At 72.2% G+C, this 16,944-nt stretch carries 21 protein-coding genes and 1 tRNA gene; 17 read left to right on the top strand and 5 right to left on the bottom strand.

From position 1 onward, the window contains the following. The 3 genes from VKG64_02640 to VKG64_02630 all read left to right on the top strand — a co-directional run. Positions 1–223, top strand: a 223-nt coding sequence (locus tag VKG64_02640; protein ID HKB23926.1) for a hypothetical protein, incomplete at its 5' end; no start/stop codon positions are given. 14 nt (positions 224–237) lie between these two features. Continuing rightward, a complete protein-coding gene (locus tag VKG64_02635) occupies positions 238–801 on the top strand; it encodes a YMGG-like glycine zipper-containing protein (GenBank protein ID HKB23925.1) in 564 nt (187 codons plus the stop codon). Between the two features lie 29 nt (positions 802–830). Then, the gene (locus tag VKG64_02630) at positions 831–1,649 is read left to right on the top strand and encodes a transporter (protein ID HKB23924.1); all 819 of its coding nucleotides are present in this window, start codon (positions 831–833) and stop codon (positions 1,647–1,649) included. A gap of 13 nt (positions 1,650–1,662) precedes the next feature. Here VKG64_02630 and VKG64_02625 read toward each other — a convergent pair whose 3' ends face one another. The 4 genes from VKG64_02625 to VKG64_02610 all read right to left on the bottom strand — a co-directional run bounded on the left by VKG64_02625 (position 1,663) and on the right by VKG64_02610 (position 3,768). After that, positions 1,663–2,049: a hypothetical protein gene (locus VKG64_02625; GenBank protein HKB23923.1), complete on the bottom strand. Its 387-nt coding sequence runs from the start codon at positions 2,047–2,049 to the stop codon at positions 1,663–1,665. Positions 2,050–2,112: 63 nt separating this feature from the next. Continuing rightward, positions 2,113–2,358 carry a hypothetical protein gene (locus VKG64_02620; protein ID HKB23922.1) on the bottom strand — a complete coding sequence of 82 codons (246 nt, stop codon included), beginning with the start codon at positions 2,356–2,358 and terminating at the stop codon, positions 2,113–2,115. Next, on the bottom strand, positions 2,355–3,347 hold the full coding sequence (locus VKG64_02615; GenBank protein HKB23921.1) for an ABC transporter substrate-binding protein: 993 nt from the start codon (positions 3,345–3,347) through the stop codon (positions 2,355–2,357). The genes VKG64_02620 and VKG64_02615 overlap by 4 nt, the downstream gene beginning before the upstream one ends. A 31-nt stretch (positions 3,348–3,378) precedes the next feature. Then, complete coding sequence (locus VKG64_02610; GenBank protein ID HKB23920.1) at positions 3,379–3,768, bottom strand: response regulator; 390 nt, start codon at positions 3,766–3,768, stop codon at positions 3,379–3,381. Between the two features lie 48 nt (positions 3,769–3,816). On the opposite strand from VKG64_02610, the gene VKG64_02605 reads away from it, so the two are divergent. The 3 genes from VKG64_02605 (at position 3,817) to VKG64_02595 (ending at position 6,067) form a co-directional block, all read left to right on the top strand. Then, a complete protein-coding gene (locus VKG64_02605) occupies positions 3,817–4,035 on the top strand; it encodes a hypothetical protein (protein HKB23919.1) in 219 nt (72 codons plus the stop codon). An 18-nt stretch (positions 4,036–4,053) separates the two neighbouring features. After that, positions 4,054–4,554 carry a cyclic nucleotide-binding domain-containing protein gene (locus VKG64_02600; protein HKB23918.1) on the top strand — a complete coding sequence of 167 codons (501 nt, stop codon included), beginning with the start codon at positions 4,054–4,056 and terminating at the stop codon, positions 4,552–4,554. 283 nt (positions 4,555–4,837) lie between these two features. After that, positions 4,838–6,067, top strand: a complete 1,230-nt coding sequence (locus VKG64_02595; GenBank protein HKB23917.1) for a hypothetical protein — start codon at positions 4,838–4,840, stop codon at positions 6,065–6,067. Positions 6,068–6,070: 3 nt separating this feature from the next. Here VKG64_02595 and VKG64_02590 read toward each other — a convergent pair whose 3' ends face one another. Then, positions 6,071–7,243 carry a hypothetical protein gene (locus VKG64_02590; protein HKB23916.1) on the bottom strand — a complete coding sequence of 391 codons (1,173 nt, stop codon included), beginning with the start codon at positions 7,241–7,243 and terminating at the stop codon, positions 6,071–6,073. Between the two features lie 15 nt (positions 7,244–7,258). Between VKG64_02590 and VKG64_02585 the strand changes: the two genes are divergently transcribed. From VKG64_02585 to VKG64_02535, 11 genes are all read left to right on the top strand, one after another. After that, positions 7,259–8,668, top strand: a complete 1,410-nt coding sequence (locus tag VKG64_02585) for an amidase (GenBank protein HKB23915.1) — start codon at positions 7,259–7,261, stop codon at positions 8,666–8,668. Positions 8,669–8,686: 18 nt separating this feature from the next. Further along, positions 8,687–9,394 carry a TVP38/TMEM64 family protein gene (locus tag VKG64_02580; GenBank protein HKB23914.1) on the top strand — a complete coding sequence of 236 codons (708 nt, stop codon included), beginning with the start codon at positions 8,687–8,689 and terminating at the stop codon, positions 9,392–9,394. Between the two features lie 238 nt (positions 9,395–9,632). After that, on the top strand, positions 9,633–10,649 hold the full coding sequence (gene aroF, locus VKG64_02575) for a 3-deoxy-7-phosphoheptulonate synthase (GenBank protein HKB23913.1): 1,017 nt from the start codon (positions 9,633–9,635) through the stop codon (positions 10,647–10,649). 61 nt (positions 10,650–10,710) lie between these two features. After that, the gene (locus VKG64_02570) at positions 10,711–11,673 is read left to right on the top strand and encodes a TonB C-terminal domain-containing protein (protein HKB23912.1); all 963 of its coding nucleotides are present in this window, start codon (positions 10,711–10,713) and stop codon (positions 11,671–11,673) included. Between the two features lie 25 nt (positions 11,674–11,698). Then, positions 11,699–11,773, top strand: a tRNA-Val gene (locus tag VKG64_02565). Between the two features lie 28 nt (positions 11,774–11,801). After that, entirely contained in the window at positions 11,802–13,586 is a 1,785-nt protein-coding gene (gene thrS, locus VKG64_02560; protein ID HKB23911.1) for a threonine--tRNA ligase, read from the top strand. A 64-nt stretch (positions 13,587–13,650) separates the two neighbouring features. Beyond that, complete coding sequence (infC, locus tag VKG64_02555) at positions 13,651–14,172, top strand: translation initiation factor IF-3 (GenBank protein HKB23910.1); 522 nt, start codon at positions 13,651–13,653, stop codon at positions 14,170–14,172. A 13-nt stretch (positions 14,173–14,185) separates the two neighbouring features. After that, positions 14,186–14,383, top strand: a complete 198-nt coding sequence (gene rpmI, locus VKG64_02550) for a 50S ribosomal protein L35 (GenBank protein HKB23909.1) — start codon at positions 14,186–14,188, stop codon at positions 14,381–14,383. Positions 14,384–14,401: 18 nt separating this feature from the next. Then, the gene (gene rplT / locus VKG64_02545) at positions 14,402–14,758 is read left to right on the top strand and encodes a 50S ribosomal protein L20 (GenBank protein ID HKB23908.1); all 357 of its coding nucleotides are present in this window, start codon (positions 14,402–14,404) and stop codon (positions 14,756–14,758) included. Between the two features lie 3 nt (positions 14,759–14,761). Next, positions 14,762–15,787, top strand: a complete 1,026-nt coding sequence (gene pheS, locus VKG64_02540; protein HKB23907.1) for a phenylalanine--tRNA ligase subunit alpha — start codon at positions 14,762–14,764, stop codon at positions 15,785–15,787. A gap of 4 nt (positions 15,788–15,791) precedes the next feature. Further along, positions 15,792–16,944, top strand: a 1,153-nt coding sequence (locus VKG64_02535; GenBank protein ID HKB23906.1) for a phenylalanine--tRNA ligase subunit beta, incomplete at its 3' end; no start/stop codon positions are given.

The raw sequence follows: 16,944 nt of genomic DNA, 5'->3' as shown, positions 1-16,944 counted from the left end.
CCCACCGCCGTACTGGTACTATCCACCGCCGCACTACGTCTACGCTCCGCCGGCCGTCATCGTCCAGACGCCTCCGGTGTACGTCCAGCAAGAGGCGCCGCCGCCGCCTCCACCCCCGGCGCCGCAGGCCTACTGGTACTACTGCCAGAGCGCCCAGGGCTATTACCCGAGCGTTCCAACGTGTCCGGAGCCATGGGTCAAGGTTCCGCCGCGGCCTCAGTAGAGAGGAGCCCCAGCATGATGCGGAGACCGCTCGTCCTTCCCGTCGCGGCCGCGCTCTTGATGACCGCGTGCGCGACGGTGCCCACGGGGCCCAGCGTCATGGTGCTGCCGGGCAGCGGGAAGAACTTCGAGCAGTTCCAGGGCGACGACGCCGTCTGCCGTCAGTGGGCGATGCAGCAGACCGGCATGACGACGCGCCAGGCGACGCACGACAACACGGTCGGCGGCGCGGTCATCGGCACGGTGCTCGGCGCGGCCGCCGGCGCGGTGATCGGCGCGGCCGCGAAGAACCCGGGGACCGGCGCCGCGGTGGGCGCGGGCGTCGGGCTCCTCGGCGGAACCGCGGCGGGCGCGAGCGCCGGCGACGGCGCGCGGCAGGACGTGCAGCACCGCTACGACATGACGTACATGCAGTGCATGTACGCCAAGGGCAATCAGATCCCCGTCGCCAGGGGCTCGCTCTCGACGACCTACTCGGCGGCGCCGCCCGCCGGCCCGCCGCCGCCGCCCCCGCCGGCGAACGTGCCGCCACCGCCGGCCGGAACGCCGCCGCCACCACCGTCGGGCCCTGCGCGGTAGCGCCCTCGCGGGAGTAAGCTGGCGCCGCGATGCCTCGCCCTCGCGGCGCCGCCCTCGCGCTCGGTCTGCTCGCGGCTCTCCTCCTGACGCCGGTCCCCCGCGCCCGCGCGCAGGGCAACTTCGAGATCCAGGTGTATGGCTCCGAGACCGTCCCGCCGGGGTCCACCCTGGTCGAGCTGCACAGCAACGTGGCCGCCCAGGGCACTACGCGGACCGAGAACCGCGTGCGGCCCACGCAGGGTGCCTTTCACGAGACGCTCGAGGTCACGCAGGGCTGGACCTCCTGGCTCGAGACGGGCTTCTATCTCTTCACGAGCATCCAGCCCAACGAGGGATGGGAGTGGGTGGGCAACCACGTGCGGCCGCGGGTGCGCGCGCCCGAGAGCTGGGAGCTCCCCGTCGACCTGAGCCTCTCGCTCGAGGTGGGCTACCAGCGCCGCGAGTTCTCGGCCGACACGTGGACGCTCGAGCTCCGGCCCATCATCGACAAGAAGCTCGGCGGCTGGTACGCGTCGTTCAATCCCGTGTTCGCACGGAGCCTCAAGGGCGAGGGCGTGAACGAGGAGCGCGGGTTCGAGTTCACGCCGAACGCGAAGGTCGCGTACGACTTCACCTCCAAGGTCAGCGCCGGTCTCGAGTACTACGGCGAGCTCGGTCCGGTGAGGGGGTTCGATCCGCTGCGCCGGCAGCAGCATCTCCTCTTCGCGGCGGTCGACGCCGATCTCGGACCCCGGTGGGAATTCAACGCGGGCGTGGGAGTCGGCCTGACCCCCGCGACCGACGGGCTCATCTTCAAGGTGATCCTCGGCTACCGCTTCGACTGGGGCTCGGGCGGCCGGGCGCGCTGAGGGGCGCGCTCCGCTACATGCCGCCGCCGCTGCCGCCGCCGCCACCACCGCCCCAGTCGAACGTGAGCACCTGCACGCGGTAGCTCGCGGCCTCCGGCACGGACGCGCTGAAGTAGGCACGGTTGCCCAGCGGAACGGTGCCGAGGACCCACACCACCGAGCTCCCGACGACCGCGCCCGACGGATCGAGACGCTCGATCTGAAGGCGCATCCGCTCCGCGCTCTGCGCGCCCCGGTTGTAGACGTAGCCCTCGATCACCGGCCCCTTCCGGTCGCGTGTCACGCGCCACTCGAGCCGGAACCAGCGCTCGAGGCTCTGGGGGGCGTAGATCTGTGCCGATACCTGGGCGGCGCCCGTGAGGAGCGCCGCGACCGCTAACGCCGCGATTCCCAGCCGCATCGTCCTTCCTCCTGTCCCTTTAGAAGGCGGAACCGGCGGCAAAGGTTCCGGAGTGCCGCACGGTCACTCGGCGGGCGTGACCGTGTAGCCCCTCCGCTCCATGCAGCGCCTGAACACCTCCTGGTCGACGCGGCCCGAGCGGAACAACGCGAACGCCTTCGGATCGAAGGCCTCCTCCCGGCAGGCTGCCTTGTCGCGGTCGATCCGCGTCGGCGTCGCGCCCTTCTTCTCGTAGATCCACTCGCGCTCGGCGCACGCGACGAGGAGCGCGGCCGCCAGCGACACCCCCACGACGACGCGCCGGATCACTGGACGACGCGCTGCGCGCGCGAGAGCAGCGCGGGCGGGACCGCGAGCTCGAGGGCCCGCGCGGCCCGGAGGTTGACGTGGAGCTCGACGCGGGCGGGACGCTCGATCGGCAGCTCGCCGGGCGAAGCGCCGCGGAGGATGCGATCCACGTGCGCCGCGACGTGGCCGAAGGCGTCGCTCCAGCTCGGGCCATAGGCGGCCAGCCCGCCCGCGTCGACGAACTCCGGCAGCGGATAGACCGCGGGGATATGGCTCCGCGCGGCGAAGGTGACGAGCTCGGCGCGGCGCGCGAGCGTCAGGACGTCGGCGAGGACGAGCAGGCCGCCCGCCCCCGCGTTTCTGACCGCGTCGAGCGCGACGCGCCGGTCGGTGTCGGCGGACAGGGGCACGGCGACGAGCTCGAGAGCGTGCCCGCGGGCCGCCGCCTCGGTCTCGCGGAGCTCGGCGGCGTTGCTCGGGTTGGTCGGGTTCCAGAGGACCGCGACGCGGGTCGCGCGGGGCACGAGCTCCCGCAGGAGCTCGAGCCGGTGGCGGGCGAGCCCCGGGGCCGCCAGCGTCACACCGGTCAGGTTGCCGCCGGGGTGCCTCAGGCTCGCGACGAGCTTCGTCGCGAGCGGGTCGTCGGTCGTCGCCACGACGATCGGGATCGTCCGCGTCGCCTGCCGGGCGGCCTCGATCGCCGGCGCGCCCGCCGCGACGATGACGTCGACGCCGAGGCGGACGAGCTCGTCCGCGTGGCCCGGCAGGCGCTCGGGCTTGCCCTGCGCGTAGCGGTACCAGAGCTTGACGCTCTGGCCCTCCACCCAGCCGCGCTCGGCGAGCCGGGCGCGCAGCGTGGCGGACGTATCGGGTGCGGGCTCGTTGGCGAGATAGCCGATCGACGGCGGCCGCGCCTCGGCCTGCGCGCGCGCCGGCGCGCCGAGCGCCGCGCCGACGAGCGCGGCGACGCCCGCCGCGCGCGCGAGGCCACGCGCGCGTCGCCGTGTCATGCGCGCGCGAGCGGCGAGCGCTCGCGCCCGGTCACGCGCCCGTCCGGCCCGCGACGGCGCCGATCGCGGCGCGCACCTCGGCGACCTCGAAGGGCTTTCGGATGAATCGCTGGAAGCCCGCGGCGAGGATCTTCGGCTCATCCTCCTCGCCGACCGACGCGGACACCGCCACCGCGGGCGTCAGTCCGCCGCGGTCGGCGGGCAGCGCGCGCACCCGGCGGATCAGCTGGTAGCCGTCGCCGCCCGGCATGCGGATGTCGCTGACGAGGACGTCCGGCCGCCGCCGCTCGAACTCGGTGAACGCCTCCTCGGGCGAGGCCACGGCGACGACGCTCGCGCCCGCGTCCTCGAGCACGCGCGTGAGCAGCAGGCGCACGCCCCGCTCGTCCTCGACGACCAGGATGCGCAGGCCGCTCAGCATGCGGCGAGCCTATCAAAGAGCCGGGGAAATTGATATGATCGCCGCGGAATGGCGCAGGGGCTACGCGATCTCGTCGGCCGCGCGATGATCGACCCGGACTTCCTGGTCGAGCTCCAGCGCTCCCCCGAGGCGCTCCTGGCCGAGTACGAGCTGAACGCGGACGAGCGCGCGACGATCCTCCAGGCGCTCGCCCGGCTGACGAAGCTGCCGTCCGGCCAGCGGCGCCACGAATTCCACAACGCGCTCATCCGCCGCGTGTCCACCTAGGCCCCGGGGCCAGCGCCGGTGGCGACACCCGCCGACCTCCTCGCGTTCCTGCGCGAGGTCCGACTGTTCACGGCGTTCGCGGAGGCGGACGTCGCCGCGCTCGCACAGCGCCTGCGCGAGCGTTCGCTCCGGAAGAACCAGGTGCTCTTCCGCGAGGGCGACCCGGGCGACGAGATGTTCCTCATCCACCGCGGCACCGTGCTCGTCTCGAAGATCGTCAAGGCGCGCGTCGAGCAGCTCCTGAACCGCCAGAGCGCGGGCGAGTTCTTCGGCGAGATGAGCCTGCTGGACGGCTCGCCGCGCTCGGCGACGATCCAGGCCGAGACCGAGGTGACGCTCCTCGCGCTCGACCGCAAGAGCCTCAACCAGCTCATCGAGGCCAGCCCGCACGCCGCCGCCGCATTCTTCTACGCGATGGTCCTCGTCTTCATGGAGCGTCTCCGGGGTTCGGACGTGCGCCTCACCGAAGCGACGCGGTGGGGCCTCGAGGCGACCGGGCTCGACGTCGAGCCGCGATGACGCAGGCTTCGCGGCGCCCGGTGGAATGAACCGCGCCATGCGGAACGGAGCCGGTGCGCATCTGGATCAGGGCACGCCCCGAGTGCCACCGGCCTCGCCGCCCCCGATGGAATGAACCGCGCCATGCGGAACGGAGCCGGCGCGTATCTGGATCAGGGCACGCCCCGAGTGCCACCGGCCTCGCCGACGTCACTGGAATGAACCGCGCCATGCGGAACGGAGCCGGCGCGCATCTGGATCAGGGCACGCCCCGAGTGCCACCGGCCTCGCGGGCCCCGCTCCAGTGACCGAGCGGCCGGCGCGTCCGGCGCCCGCGAAGCTCGAGCTGCTCGTCCGGCGCGACGACGACAGCTTCGAGGTCCGCGAGATCGGCAGCGCGCTCGGCTTCCTTCAGTCGCGCCCCCAGCGCGTCGCCGACGGCGCCTTCGAGGTATCGGAGGTGAAGTCGCGGGTGGCCGGCGAGCGGAGCTTCATCCTGAAGAACCGCGAGACCGAGCGCTTCCTGCTCGTCACCGAGCACGAGCGGTTTCTCTGGGGGCAGATGGACGGCAACACGTCCCTGCAGGAAATCGCGACGGCGTACGTGCTCGAGTACGGCGAGTTCGACTTCGACATCATCCCGAACCTGATCCGGAAGCTCCAGCGGGCGCAGCTCCTCACGCTGACGCCGAGGTCGCGCCTGCGGCAGGCGCTCGCGCGCAACCGGCGCGCGCGCGTCGCGCGCGCCGTCGAGAGGACGCTGCTCGGGCTCGAGCGCGTCAACGTCTCGAGCCGGCGGGTCCAGCCGTTCTTCCAGGCGCTCCACCGCTGGGGCGGCTTCCTCCTGTTCACGCCCGTGGCGCTCCTCGCGTGCCTGGCGCTCGCCGTGGTCGGCGCCGTCGCGCAGGTGGCGCTGCTCCGGGAGGTGGCCGACGTGTTCTCCGGCTTCGGCGGCCACGCGGTGCTGGGCGTGCTCGTCGTGAAGCTCCTCTTGTTCGGGTCCGTCGCCTTCCACCAGCTCGTCCACGGGCTCGCCTGTGTCCACTACCGCCGGCGCGTCCGCGAGTTCGGCTTCACGTTCCTCCACGGCTTCGTGCCGACCTTCTACGTGGACGTCACCGACATCTTCATGGCGAGCCGGCGGGCGCGGGTGGTCACGGCCGTCTCGGGTCCGCTCGTGCACCTCGTTCTGGGCGCGGTGGCGTTCATCATCGGCGCGCACGCGCCGGTGGGGAGCTTCACGCAGGCCTTCGCCACGGCGGCGGGGATCATCCAGTGGCAGGCCCTCGCGTTCTCGCTCTACCCGTTCTGCTTCATCGAGATGGACGGCTACCACGTGTTCGTGGACCTCCTGGGCGTGCCGACGCTCAAGCACGACGCGCTCGCGTACGTGAAGGCGCTCCTCGCCGGCAGGGCGCGCCCGCGCTGGAAGCGGCTCGAGATCCTCTGGATCGCCTACGTCGCGCTCTCGGCGCTCTCGATCGCCGCCTTCGTCGCCTTCAACGTCTGGATCGTGGTGCGCGCCACGTCCTGACGCTCACGCCGACAGCTCCACCAGCAGCGCCTCGACCGCCCCCGCGATCTCCTGGGCGCCGCGCGCGTCGCCCGGCGGCGCCGTCTCGCCCGCGGCGAGGGCGGCCGCCTGGGCCTCGGGCGCCAGCGCGGCGAGCGCGTCCTGGGCGCGCGCGCGGAGCGCGTCGCCGGCGAGTGCCGCGAGCTCGACCACGGCGGCAAGCGCGACCGACGCCTGCGCACCGCGCCCGCGCGCGGCGCCGAGGAGCTCGACGAGCCCCCGGCGCAGCCGCTCGGACACGCGGATGTGGCCGGGCTCGACGACGACGAGCTCGCGCCGGAGGACGTCCCACTCCAGGGTCGCCACCTCGGCGATCGCGCGGATGAACGGCGCGAGCGCGGGGGCGCTGACCGCCGCGACGGCCGCGGCGACGCCCCGCCGGATTTCCGGACGCATGGTCCGTGCGGGCGCCTCCAGGGGCCCGGGCTCGAGGACGCGCAGGAGCTCGCCCTCCGGGGAGAGGAGCAGGTGGTCCTCGAGCGCGCGCCCGAGCGCCCAGAGCGAGCACGCCACGCCCGCGCGCGTGTCGCGCACGCGCTTTCCCGCGTGGCGCGCCACGCCCTGCCAGTCCGGGCGATGGTAGACCGCGCCGCGGTGGACGACCTTCTCGATCCGTCCGCGGAGCTGCACGTAGAGGTCGTCCGCGGCGAACAGGCGCTCGTGCGGCGCGGGCTCCCACTCGAGGGCGCCCGCCATGAAGGCGGCGAGCGGATCGGGCGCATCGCCGACGTAGCGGAACGACTCGAGCAGGGACGCGAAGAGCTGCTCGGTCGGGTAGGGGCCGCGGTAGGCGAGCCGGTCCACGCCCTGGGCGCGCGCGAGCTCGGCGATCAGGTTGAGCACGGCGCCGCCGCCGCCCGGCGGCAGCCGGGCGGGCTCGGCCAGCGTCGGGATGCGATCCACGCGCGACCAGTCGAGCGCCTCGGCGAGGGTGAGGGGCGCACGCTCGGCGCCGCCGATCTCGGCGGCGTGCGAGATCCGATCGGAGGGACCCCAGGGCGCGTCGGCGCCGGCGCGCGGCTCGATCGCGAGCCACGAGCCGTCCGGGATCCTCACCCAGCCGGCGTCGAGCGCGCCGGCGGGCGTCCAGGCGACGTCGGCCACGAGGGTGCCGCGGCGGTCGAAGGCCTTCACCACGCCGGATGATATACAATGCGGGGCGTCGTGGTGATCTGGCGCTCGGCCCTCGAGCTCGCCGACCTCATCCGGGCCAAGAAGCTCTCTCCGGTCGAGGCTACCGACGCCGTCCTGGCGCGGATCGCCGAGCTCAACCCCAAGCTCAACGCCTTCTGCCTCGTCGCCGCCGAGTCGGCGCGCGCCGCCGCGCGCGAGGCCGAGATCGCGGTGACGAAGGGCGAGCCGCTCGGCCCGCTGCACGGCGTGCCGGTGTCCGTGAAGGACGTGCTCTTCACCCGCGGCCTCACCACCACGGGCGGCTCGCGCGTCTTCGCCGACCACGTCCCCGACGAGGACGCGATCTCGGTGGCGCGCGTGAAGGCCGCCGGCGCCGTCGTCCTCGGCAAGACCAACACGTCCGAGTTCGGCCACAAGGCCGTGACCGAGAACCCGCTCTTCGGCGCCACGCGGAACCCCTGGAACCCGGGGCTCACGCCCGGCGGCTCGAGCGGCGGCGCCGCCGCCGCGGTCGCCGCGGGCATGGGCCCGCTCGCGCTCGGCACCGACGGCGGCGGCTCGATCCGCATCCCCGCGGCGTTCTGCGGCGTCTACGGCTTCAAACCGTCCTACGGCCGTGTGCCGCACCGGAGCGGCTTCCCGGGCTTCGCGGGCGTCTCGCACGTCGGCCCGATCACCCGCACGGTGCGCGACGCCGCGCTCGTGCTCGGCGTCATCGCGGGCGGCGACGATCGCGACCGGGAGTCGCTGCCGCGCGAGGCGGGCTCGTACCTCGAGGCGTGCGAGGGCGACGTGAAAGGCCTGCACGTCGCGTGGAGCGCCGACCTCGGCTACGCGCGCGTGGACGCGCGCGTGGCGGAGGTCTGCGGCGACGCGGCCGCCGAGTTCGAGGCGCTCGGCTGCCACGTGGAAGTCGTCAACCCCGGCTGGGAGGATCCCGAGGCGTTCTTCTCGACGCTGATCGCCGCGCAGTTCTACGCGGCGTGGTCGGATCGGCTGCCCGACGTCGAGGCCCAGCTGGACCCGACGCTCGTGAAGCTCATCCGGCGGGGCGGGACCGTCACGGCGCGTGACTACGTCCAGGCGCTTGGGCGCGTGGAGGCGTACTGGCGCGAGGTCCACGCGTTCCTCGAGCGCTTCGACCTCCTGCTGATGCCGACGGTGGCCGTGCCGCCCTTCCCCGCGGACGCGGCCCCGCCGCGCGAGATCGACGGCCGGCGCGTCTCGGTCCTCGGCTGGATGCCGTTCACGTTCCCCTTCAACCTCACCGGTCAGCCGGCGGCGTCCGTGCCCGCGGGCTTCACCGCCGACGGGCTGCCGGTCGGCCTGCAGATCGTCGGCCGCCGGCACGCCGACGCGACCGTCCTCGCCGCCTCCGCGGCGCTCGAGGCGGCGCGCCCCTGGAGCCATCGCCGTCCGTCGCTCTGAGCCCGCTCCCGTGAGCCCATGACGGATCGCGCGCGCTGGGCGATCGTCACGAGCGTTCTCTTCGTCCTGCTGACCGCGGTCGTCTGGGTCGTGGTCGCCGACGCGCCCTTCGTCCGCTGGTTGATCCGCCTCTACCAGGACAAGCACTTCCTGAAGGAGACCGTCCGCTCGTGGGGCTGGATGGCGCCGCTCGTCTTCATCGCCATCCAGGCGTTCCAGGTCATCATCTCGCCGATTCCGGGCGAGGTCACCGGCCCCGTCGGCGGCGCGCTCTTCGGCACGTTCTGGGGCGTGATCTACTCGACCATCGGCCTCACGGCCGGCACGCTCTTCTGCTTCTGGGTGGGCCGGCGCTGGGGCGAGCCGCTCGTGCGGCCATGGCTCAGCGAGCACAACTGGAATCGGATGAACTTCATCCTGGAGGCCGAGGGCGCGATCATCTGCTTCGTCCTCTACCTGATCCCGGGCTTTCCCAAGGACATCATCTCCTACCTCTTCGGGATCAGCCCGATGCCCTTCTGGATCTTCGCGCTGGTCTCGACGGTCGGGAGGATCCCCGGCACGATCATCTCCTCCTACTTCGGCGCCCACATCGCCGAGCAGCAGTACATCTACGCGGTCGCGTTCATGGCCATCGTGATCGCGTGCTGCCTGCCGTTCTATTACTACCGCGACCGCCTCGTGAAGCGCTTCCGCAAGGCCAAGGCCGACGACAGCCAGGTCTAGAAACGGCTTGACGGGCGGGCCGGCCGCCCGGTAGAGTGACCGGCACCGATGGGCAGCCAGGTTCGCCGGTCCGGCTTCTTCTTTTTCTACTTCGCCGAGGTCTGCCCGGGCGCTCTGAGCTAGGACACAGAGGGCCGCGGGCGGACCGAGCGCCCGCGGCGATGCCACCGTCGAGGCCGCGGGTCACTCCCCGCGGCTTTTCGTTTTTTCCACCACGACGGGGCAAGGAGGGCCGGACATGATCATCGTGCTCAAGGCCGGGTCGTCGGACGCGGAAGTCGAGGACGTGTGTCGTCGCATCGAGCGGATGGGGTATCAAGCCCACACCATCCGCGGCGAGCTCCGGACGGTCATCGGCGCCGTCGGCGACGACCGCGGGAAGGAGCGGCTCAAGAGCCTCGAGTCGCTCGAGTGCGTGGAGACGGTCCAGCCGATCCTGCAGCCCTTCAAGCTCGCGAGCCGCGAGGTGCGTCACGAGTCGACGGTCGTCCCGGTGGGTGACGTGCGCATCGGCGGCAAGGCCGTCGTGGTGATGGCGGGGCCCTGCTCCGTGGAGTCGCGCGAGCAGGTCCTCGAGGTCGCGCAGAAGGTGAAGGCGGGCGGCGCGCGCATCCTCCGCGGCGGCGCCTTCAAGCCCCGCACGTCGCCCTACTCGTTCCAGGGGCTCGAGGAGGAGGGGCTCAAGTACCTCGCCGAGGCCAGGCGCGAGACCGGGCTCCCCGTCGTGACGGAGGTCATGGAGCCGGAAAAGGTGGACCTCGTCGCGCAGTACTCGGACGTCCTCCAGATCGGGGCGCGCAGCGTGCAGAACTTCTCGCTCCTCCGGCGCGTCGCGGAGACGAGGAAGCCCGTGCTCCTGAAGCGCGGCATGGCCACCTCGATCCAGGAGTGGCTCCTGTCGGCGGAGTACGTCCTCGCCGGCGGCAACCCGCACGTGATCCTCTGCGAGCGCGGCATCCGCACGTTCGAGACCGCCACGCGCTTCACGCTCGACCTCAGCGCGGTCCCGGTCGTGAAGAAGCTCTCCCACCTGCCGGTCGTCGTGGACCCGAGCCACGGCACGGGGCACTGGGAGTACGTCGAGGCGATGGCGATGGCGGGGGTGGCGGCCGGCGCCGACGGCCTGCTCATCGAGGTGCACCCGAAGCCCGAGGAGGCGCTCTCGGACGGTTCCCAGTCGCTCAAGCCGGAGCGGTTCGCCGCGCTGATCGGCCGCGTGCGCCGGATCGCTCAGGCGCTCGACCGGGACCTGTAGCGCCGCGGGGGGAGCCATCCTGGAACAGATGGGGAGACGTCCGTTCTATAATCGGTGGGTCATGCTCCCGACTCTGCTCGAGCGGCTCCGGCGCCGGCCCGCCGTGGCGATCGCGACGTCGCTCGCCATGCACCTGCTCGTGCTCGGGGCGCTCGTCTGGGTGAGACCGCCGGTGGGCCGGTACGACGTCAAGCGCGGCGAGCCGCTCTTCGTCGAGCTGCCGAAGACGGACGAGGAGGCCCTGCGGGGGCTGCCCGGCGCGCCCGCCCCGGTGCCGGACAAGCCGGCCCCGCCCGCCGCCAGGCCCGCGCCCGCGCCGAAACCCGCGCCGCGCGCCGAGCCGAAGCCCGCGGCGCCCCGGACGCCCGTCCTGGCGAAGTCCGCGCCGAGGCCCGCCGTGCCGCTCCCGAAGGACGACCTCGCCCCGGAGCCCGCGAAGCCCGCGCCGGCCAAACCCGACATCCCGCCCGCCAACCCGGCCGTGGCCGAGGCGAAGCCGCCGGTCCTTCAGCCGAAAGAGGCGCCGCGGGAGGCGGCCGAAGCCCCGCCGGCGCCGCGGGTCGCGAGCGTGCCGCCGACGCCGGACATCCGCTCCCTGCCGGGGGCTCCCGGCACCGGAGGCGCGGGCGGGCGCGGCGAGGGGCGGGCGGGCATCGAGGGCGAGCCGATCCCGCTGGACTCGAAGGACCCCAGGTACAGCGATTACCTCGACCGGGTCCGGCGGATGATCAAGGAGAAGTGGGCCTACCCCTGCGTGAAGGACGAGGCGTCGGGACGGTGCGACTACAAGAGCACCTCGCTCGTCATCGAGTTCGGGATCCTCAAGGACGGCCGGGTGCCCTTCGTGACCGTGCGCCGGCCGTCGGACTTCGACGTTTATGACGCGTACGCCGTGAACGCGATCCTGTTCGCCTCGCCGTTCCCGCCCGTCCCCGACTCCCTCACGCGGGGCAAGAATGGCATCCCGATCCTGGCGAACTTCAGCTATATCGTCGAGTCCTCGTTGACGAATCTGCTGAGGTAGGGGTAGCATGAGCGGTACTCTGGATAGGCTCGTAGCTCAGTGGGAGAGCGCCTCTCTGACGCAGAGGAGGTCGGCGGTTCGAAACCGCCCGAGCCTACCATCCATCATTCACCGGGACGGGCGCACCACTGTCTGAAGAAGAACGCCATCTCAAGCTGACCGGCGAGTTCGACTGCGATCCCTCGCCGCTCGCGACCCTCCGGCACTCCACCTCGCACGTGATGGCCCAGGCGGTGAAGCGCCTGTTCCCCGGCGTGAAGGTGGCGATCGGTCCCGCGATCGAAGACGGCTTCTACTACGACTTCGCGAAGCCGGAGCCGTTCGCGCCCGAGGACCTCGAGAAGATCGAGGCCGTCATGCGCGAGATCGCGAAGGCGGACTATCCGTTCGAGCGCCAGGAGCTCCCGCGCGAGGAGGCGGTCCGCTTCTTCCGCGAGCGCGGCGAGCCCTACAAGGTCGAGGTCCTCGAGGGGATCGACGCGCCCCGGGTGTCGCTCTACCGGCAGGGCGAGTTCATCGACCTCTGCCGCGGCCCGCACGTGCCGTCTACGGGCCACGTGAAGCACTTCAAGCTTCTCTCGTCCTCGGGCGCCTACTGGCGCGGCGACGAGCGGAACGCGATGCTCCAGCGCGTCTACGGCACCGCGTGGCTCACGAAGGAGGAGCTCGACAAGCATCTGTGGCGCCTCGCGGAGGCGAAGAAGCGCGACCATCGGAAGCTCGGCCGCGAGCTCGACCTCTACGTGTTCCAGGACGTCTCGCCCGGGGCGCCCTTCTGGCTTCCGCACGGCTGGACGATGGTGCGCGAGCTGGAGCGCTTCGTGCGCGAGGCGCTCGACGCGCGCGGTTATCAGGAGATCTCGACGCCGATCCTGGTCAACAAGAAGCTCTGGGAGCAGTCGGGGCACTGGGAGCACTTCCGCGAGAACATGTTCCTCGTGGAGTCCGAGCAGCAGATCTTCGGCCTCAAGCCGATGAACTGCCCGGAGTCCACGCTCGTCTACCGCCACGCGCTGCGCTCGTACCGGGACCTCCCGCTGCGCTACGCCGACATGGGCCGGCTGCACCGGAACGAGCGCTCGGGGACCCTGACGGGCCTCTTCCGCGTGCGCCAGTTCACGCAGGACGACGCGCACATCTACTGCCGCCCCGACCAGCTCCAGGACGAGATCAGGGAGCTGCTCGAGCTCGTCGGCGACTGGTACAAGACCTTCGCACTCGACCCGTTCCTCAAGCTGTCCACGCGCCCGCCGAAGTCGATGGGGACCGACGCGCAGTGGGAGACGGCCGAGCGGGCCCTGCACGACGCGCTCAAGGCGAACGGGCTCGCGTACGACCTGAACCCGGGTGACGGCGCGTTCTACGGGCCGAAGATCGACATCGACGTCCAGGACGCGCTCGGGCGCCGCTGGCAGCTGGCGACCATCCAGATCGACTTCGCCCAACCGGACCGGTTCGCGCTCGAGTACATCGATACCGACGGACAGCCGAAGCGCCCGATCATGGTCCACCGCGCGATCTTCGGCACCTTCGAGCGCTTCATGGGCGTCCTCGTCGAGCACTACGCGGGCGCGTTCCCGACCTGGCTCGCGCCGGTCCAGGCGCGCGTGCTGCCGGTCAGTGAGAAGCACGCCGAGTACGCGCGCGCGGTGCACGCGAAGCTGCGCGCCGCGCACGTGCGGGCCGAGCTCGACGACCGCAACGAGAAGCTCGGTTACAGGATCCGCGAGGCGCAGCTCCGGAAGGTCCCGTACATGCTCGTGGTCGGCGAGCGCGAGAGCCAGAACGGGACCGTCAGTCTCCGGCATCGGACGGGCGAGGACCTCGGCGCGGTCCCGCTCGACCGGGTGCTGGCCGACCTCGCGCGCGAGATCGGCACGCGCGCGCAGAGCCTCACCGTGGGCCGCTCGTGAGCGGGCGGCCGGCCGTTCCCACTCCCACGCCGTGCCCGGCGGCCAACCAGGAGGAGCGAGACACCTGAGCCAAGCGAAAGAGATTCGCATCAACGAGGGGATCCGGGTGCGGGAGGTTCGGGTCGTGAACGCCGACGGCGCGCAGCTCGGCATCCTGCCGATCCAGCAGGCGCTCGACACGGCGCGGCAGCAGGAGCTGGACCTGGTCGAGGTGGCGCCCGAGGCGCAGCCGCCGGTGTGCCGCATCATGGACTTCGGGAAGTACAAGTACACGCAGGCGCGGCGCCTGAAGGAAGCGCGGAAGAAGCAGACCACGATCCAGGTCAAGGAAGTGAAGATGGGCCCGAAGACGGAGAAGCACGACTTCGACTTCAAGCTGAAGCACGTGCGGCGTTTCCTCGGCGAGGGCCACAAGGCGAAGGTGACCGTGCGCTTCAAGGGCCGCGAGATGGCGCACACCGAGCTCGGCTGGAAGATGCTGAACAAGATGGTGGAGGCGACGCAGGACATCGCGACCGCCGACAACAACCCCAGGATGGAGGGGCGCATGCTCCACATCATCCTGAGCCCCAAGGCGCACGCCTAGGAGACCGGACGCGATGCCGAAGATGAAGACGAAGCGAGGCGCGGCGAAACGCCTGAAGCGGACGGCCTCGGGCAAGCTCAGCCGCGCGGGTGGCTGGAAGCAGCACAAGCTCGAGAAGAAGGACCCGAAGCGCCGGCGCCGTCTGCGCGCGAACAAGCTGATCGACAAAGCGGACGACGCCCGCCTCCGGGTGCTCGTGCCCTATCTCTGATCCGGGAGGAACGGACGCATGCCACGGGCCAAGGGCGGACCGAAGACGCGCCACCGGCGCAAGAAGATCCTCAAGCAAGCCAAGGGGTACGTCGGCGGCCGGCGCAAGCTCTACCGGACGGCGGCCGAGACGGTCCTGCGCGCGGGCGCCTTCGCCTACCGCGGGCGCAAGCAGAAGAAGCGGCGGATGCGGGGGCTCTGGATCATCCGGATCAACGCCGCGTGCCGCCAGGTCGGGCTCTCCTATTCCGTTTTCATGGCGGGGCTCAAGCGCGCGGGGATCCTCCTCGACCGCAAGGTGCTGGCCGAGCTGGCGGTCAGCGATCCGCAGGGGTTCGCGAAGCTCGCCGAGACCGCCAGGGCGCCGCGCGGCTAGTTCGTGGGTCATCCGCGCGTCGACGCGATCGCGCAGGAGGCGCGGGCGGCCGTCGCCGCCGCGCGCACGTCGGCAGAGCTGGAGCAGATCCGCGTCCGGGTGCTCGGGCGTCAGGGCGCCCTGACGCAGCTCCTGCGCTCGCTGGGGACGCTCGCGCCCGAGGAACGCCCGCAGGTCGGCGCCGCGGCCAACGACGTCAAGCGCGAGATCGAGGCGCTGATCGACGCGCGGCTCTCGGCGGCGCAGCACGCCGAGCGCGAGCAGCGGCGCGCGCGCGAGCGCCTCGACCTCACACTCCCGGGCCGCCGCCCCCCGCGGGGCGCGCTCCACCCGCTCACGCGGGTCCACGACGAGATCGTGGCGATCTTCGCCGGCCTCGGCTTCTCCGTCGCCGAGGGGCCGGAGATCGAGACGGACTACCACAACTTCGAGGCGCTCAACATCCCGCGCGACCACCCCGCGCGCGACATGCAGGACACGCTCTACCTCTCGGAGTCCACGCTCCTCCGCACCCACACGTCGCCCGTCCAGATCCGCGCGATGCTCGCCCGCAAGCCGCCGGTGCGCATCATCGTCCCCGGCCGCGTCTTCCGCCGCGACGTCGCCGACCAGTCGCACTCGCCGATGTTCCACCAGGTCGAGGGGCTCGCCGTGGACCGCGGCATCACGATGGGCGACCTCAAGGGGACGCTCGAGCTGTTCGCGCGCGAGATGTTCGGGCCCGAGTCGAGGATCCGTTTCCGGCCGTCCTTTTTCCCGTTCACCGAGCCCTCTGCGGAGGTGGACGTGCTCTGCTTCGTCTGCCACGGCCAGGGCTGCCGGCTCTGCAAGCAGGGGGGCTGGCTCGAGATCCTGGGCTCGGGCATGGTGCACCCCCGCGTCTTGAAGAACGTCGGCTACGACCCCGAGGAGGTGACGGGCTGGGCGTTCGGGATGGGGATCGAGCGGATCGCGATGCTCAAGTACGGCATCGACGACCTCCGGCTCTTCTTCGACAACGACCTGCGCTTCCTCCGTCAGTTCGCCTGACGTCATGAAGATCCTCTACGGCTGGGTCCGGGAGCTCGTGGATCTGAAGCTCGCCGCCGCGGACGCGGCCGACCGGCTGACGAACGCGGGCGTCGAGGTCGCGAGCGTCACGGCGCTGACGCCCGCCGGCCTCGCGGGCGTCGTCGTCGGCGAGATCGAGGCGATCGAGCGCGAGCTCGGCGAGAGCCACGGCCACCGCCTGCTCCTCTGCCGCGTCTCGACGGGTCGCGAGCGCTTCTCGGTGGTCTCGGGCGCGCCGAACACCAAGGTCGGCGCGCGCGCCGCGTTCGCGCCGCCGGGCGCGACGCTCCCGGGCGGCCGCCGGGTCGCGGCGGCGCGGATCCGCGGCGTCGAGTCGCAGGGGATGCTCTGCTCGGAGCGCGAGCTCGGCCTCGGCGAGGAGCACGAGGCGGGGCTCCTCCTCCTCGAGGGCGACGCGCGCCTGGGCCAGGACCTCGTCGCCCACCTCGGCCTCGACGACCACGTCCTCGAGGTCGAGGTCACGCCGAACCGCCCCGACTGCCTCTCGGTCCTCGGCGTCGCGCGCGAGCTCGCCGCGCTCACGGGCGCGCGCCTCCACGCGCCCCGGGGGAAGCTCGCGGAAGCCGGCGAGCCCGCGGCGAGGCTCGCGCGGGTCCGCGTCGAGGCGCCCGACCTCTGCCATCGCTTCACGGCGCGCGTGATCGGCGGCGTGACGGTGGGGCCGTCGCCCGCCCGGCTCCAGGCGCGCCTGCGCGCGGTCGGCCTCCGGCCGATCAGCAACATCGTGGACGTGACGAACTACGTCCTCTGGGAGCTCGGCCACCCGCTCCACGCGTTCGACTACGACACGCTGACCGACGCGACGATCGTCGTGCGCCGGGCGGCGAAGGGCGAGCGCTTCACGACGCTCGACGGGCAGGAGCGCGTCCTCGACGACTCGATGCTGGTGATCGCCGACCCCAAGCGCGCCGTCGGGCTCGCGGGCGTGATGGGCGGCGCCCACACCGAGGTGACCGACCGGACGACGCGGGTCCTCCTCGAGAGCGCCTGGTTCGACCCGGTCTCGATCCGCCGCACCTCGCGCGCGCTCGGGCTCCGCACGGACGCGGCGTACCGCTTCGAGCGCGGCGCCGACATCGAGGCGCTCGTGGACGCCTCCGCCCGCGCCGCCCAGC

Source organism: Candidatus Methylomirabilota bacterium (assembly GCA_035260325.1).
In the GTDB taxonomy this organism is placed as follows: domain Bacteria; phylum Methylomirabilota; class Methylomirabilia; order Rokubacteriales; family CSP1-6; genus AR19.
This window is presented reverse-complemented; position numbering and strand designations above follow the sequence as displayed.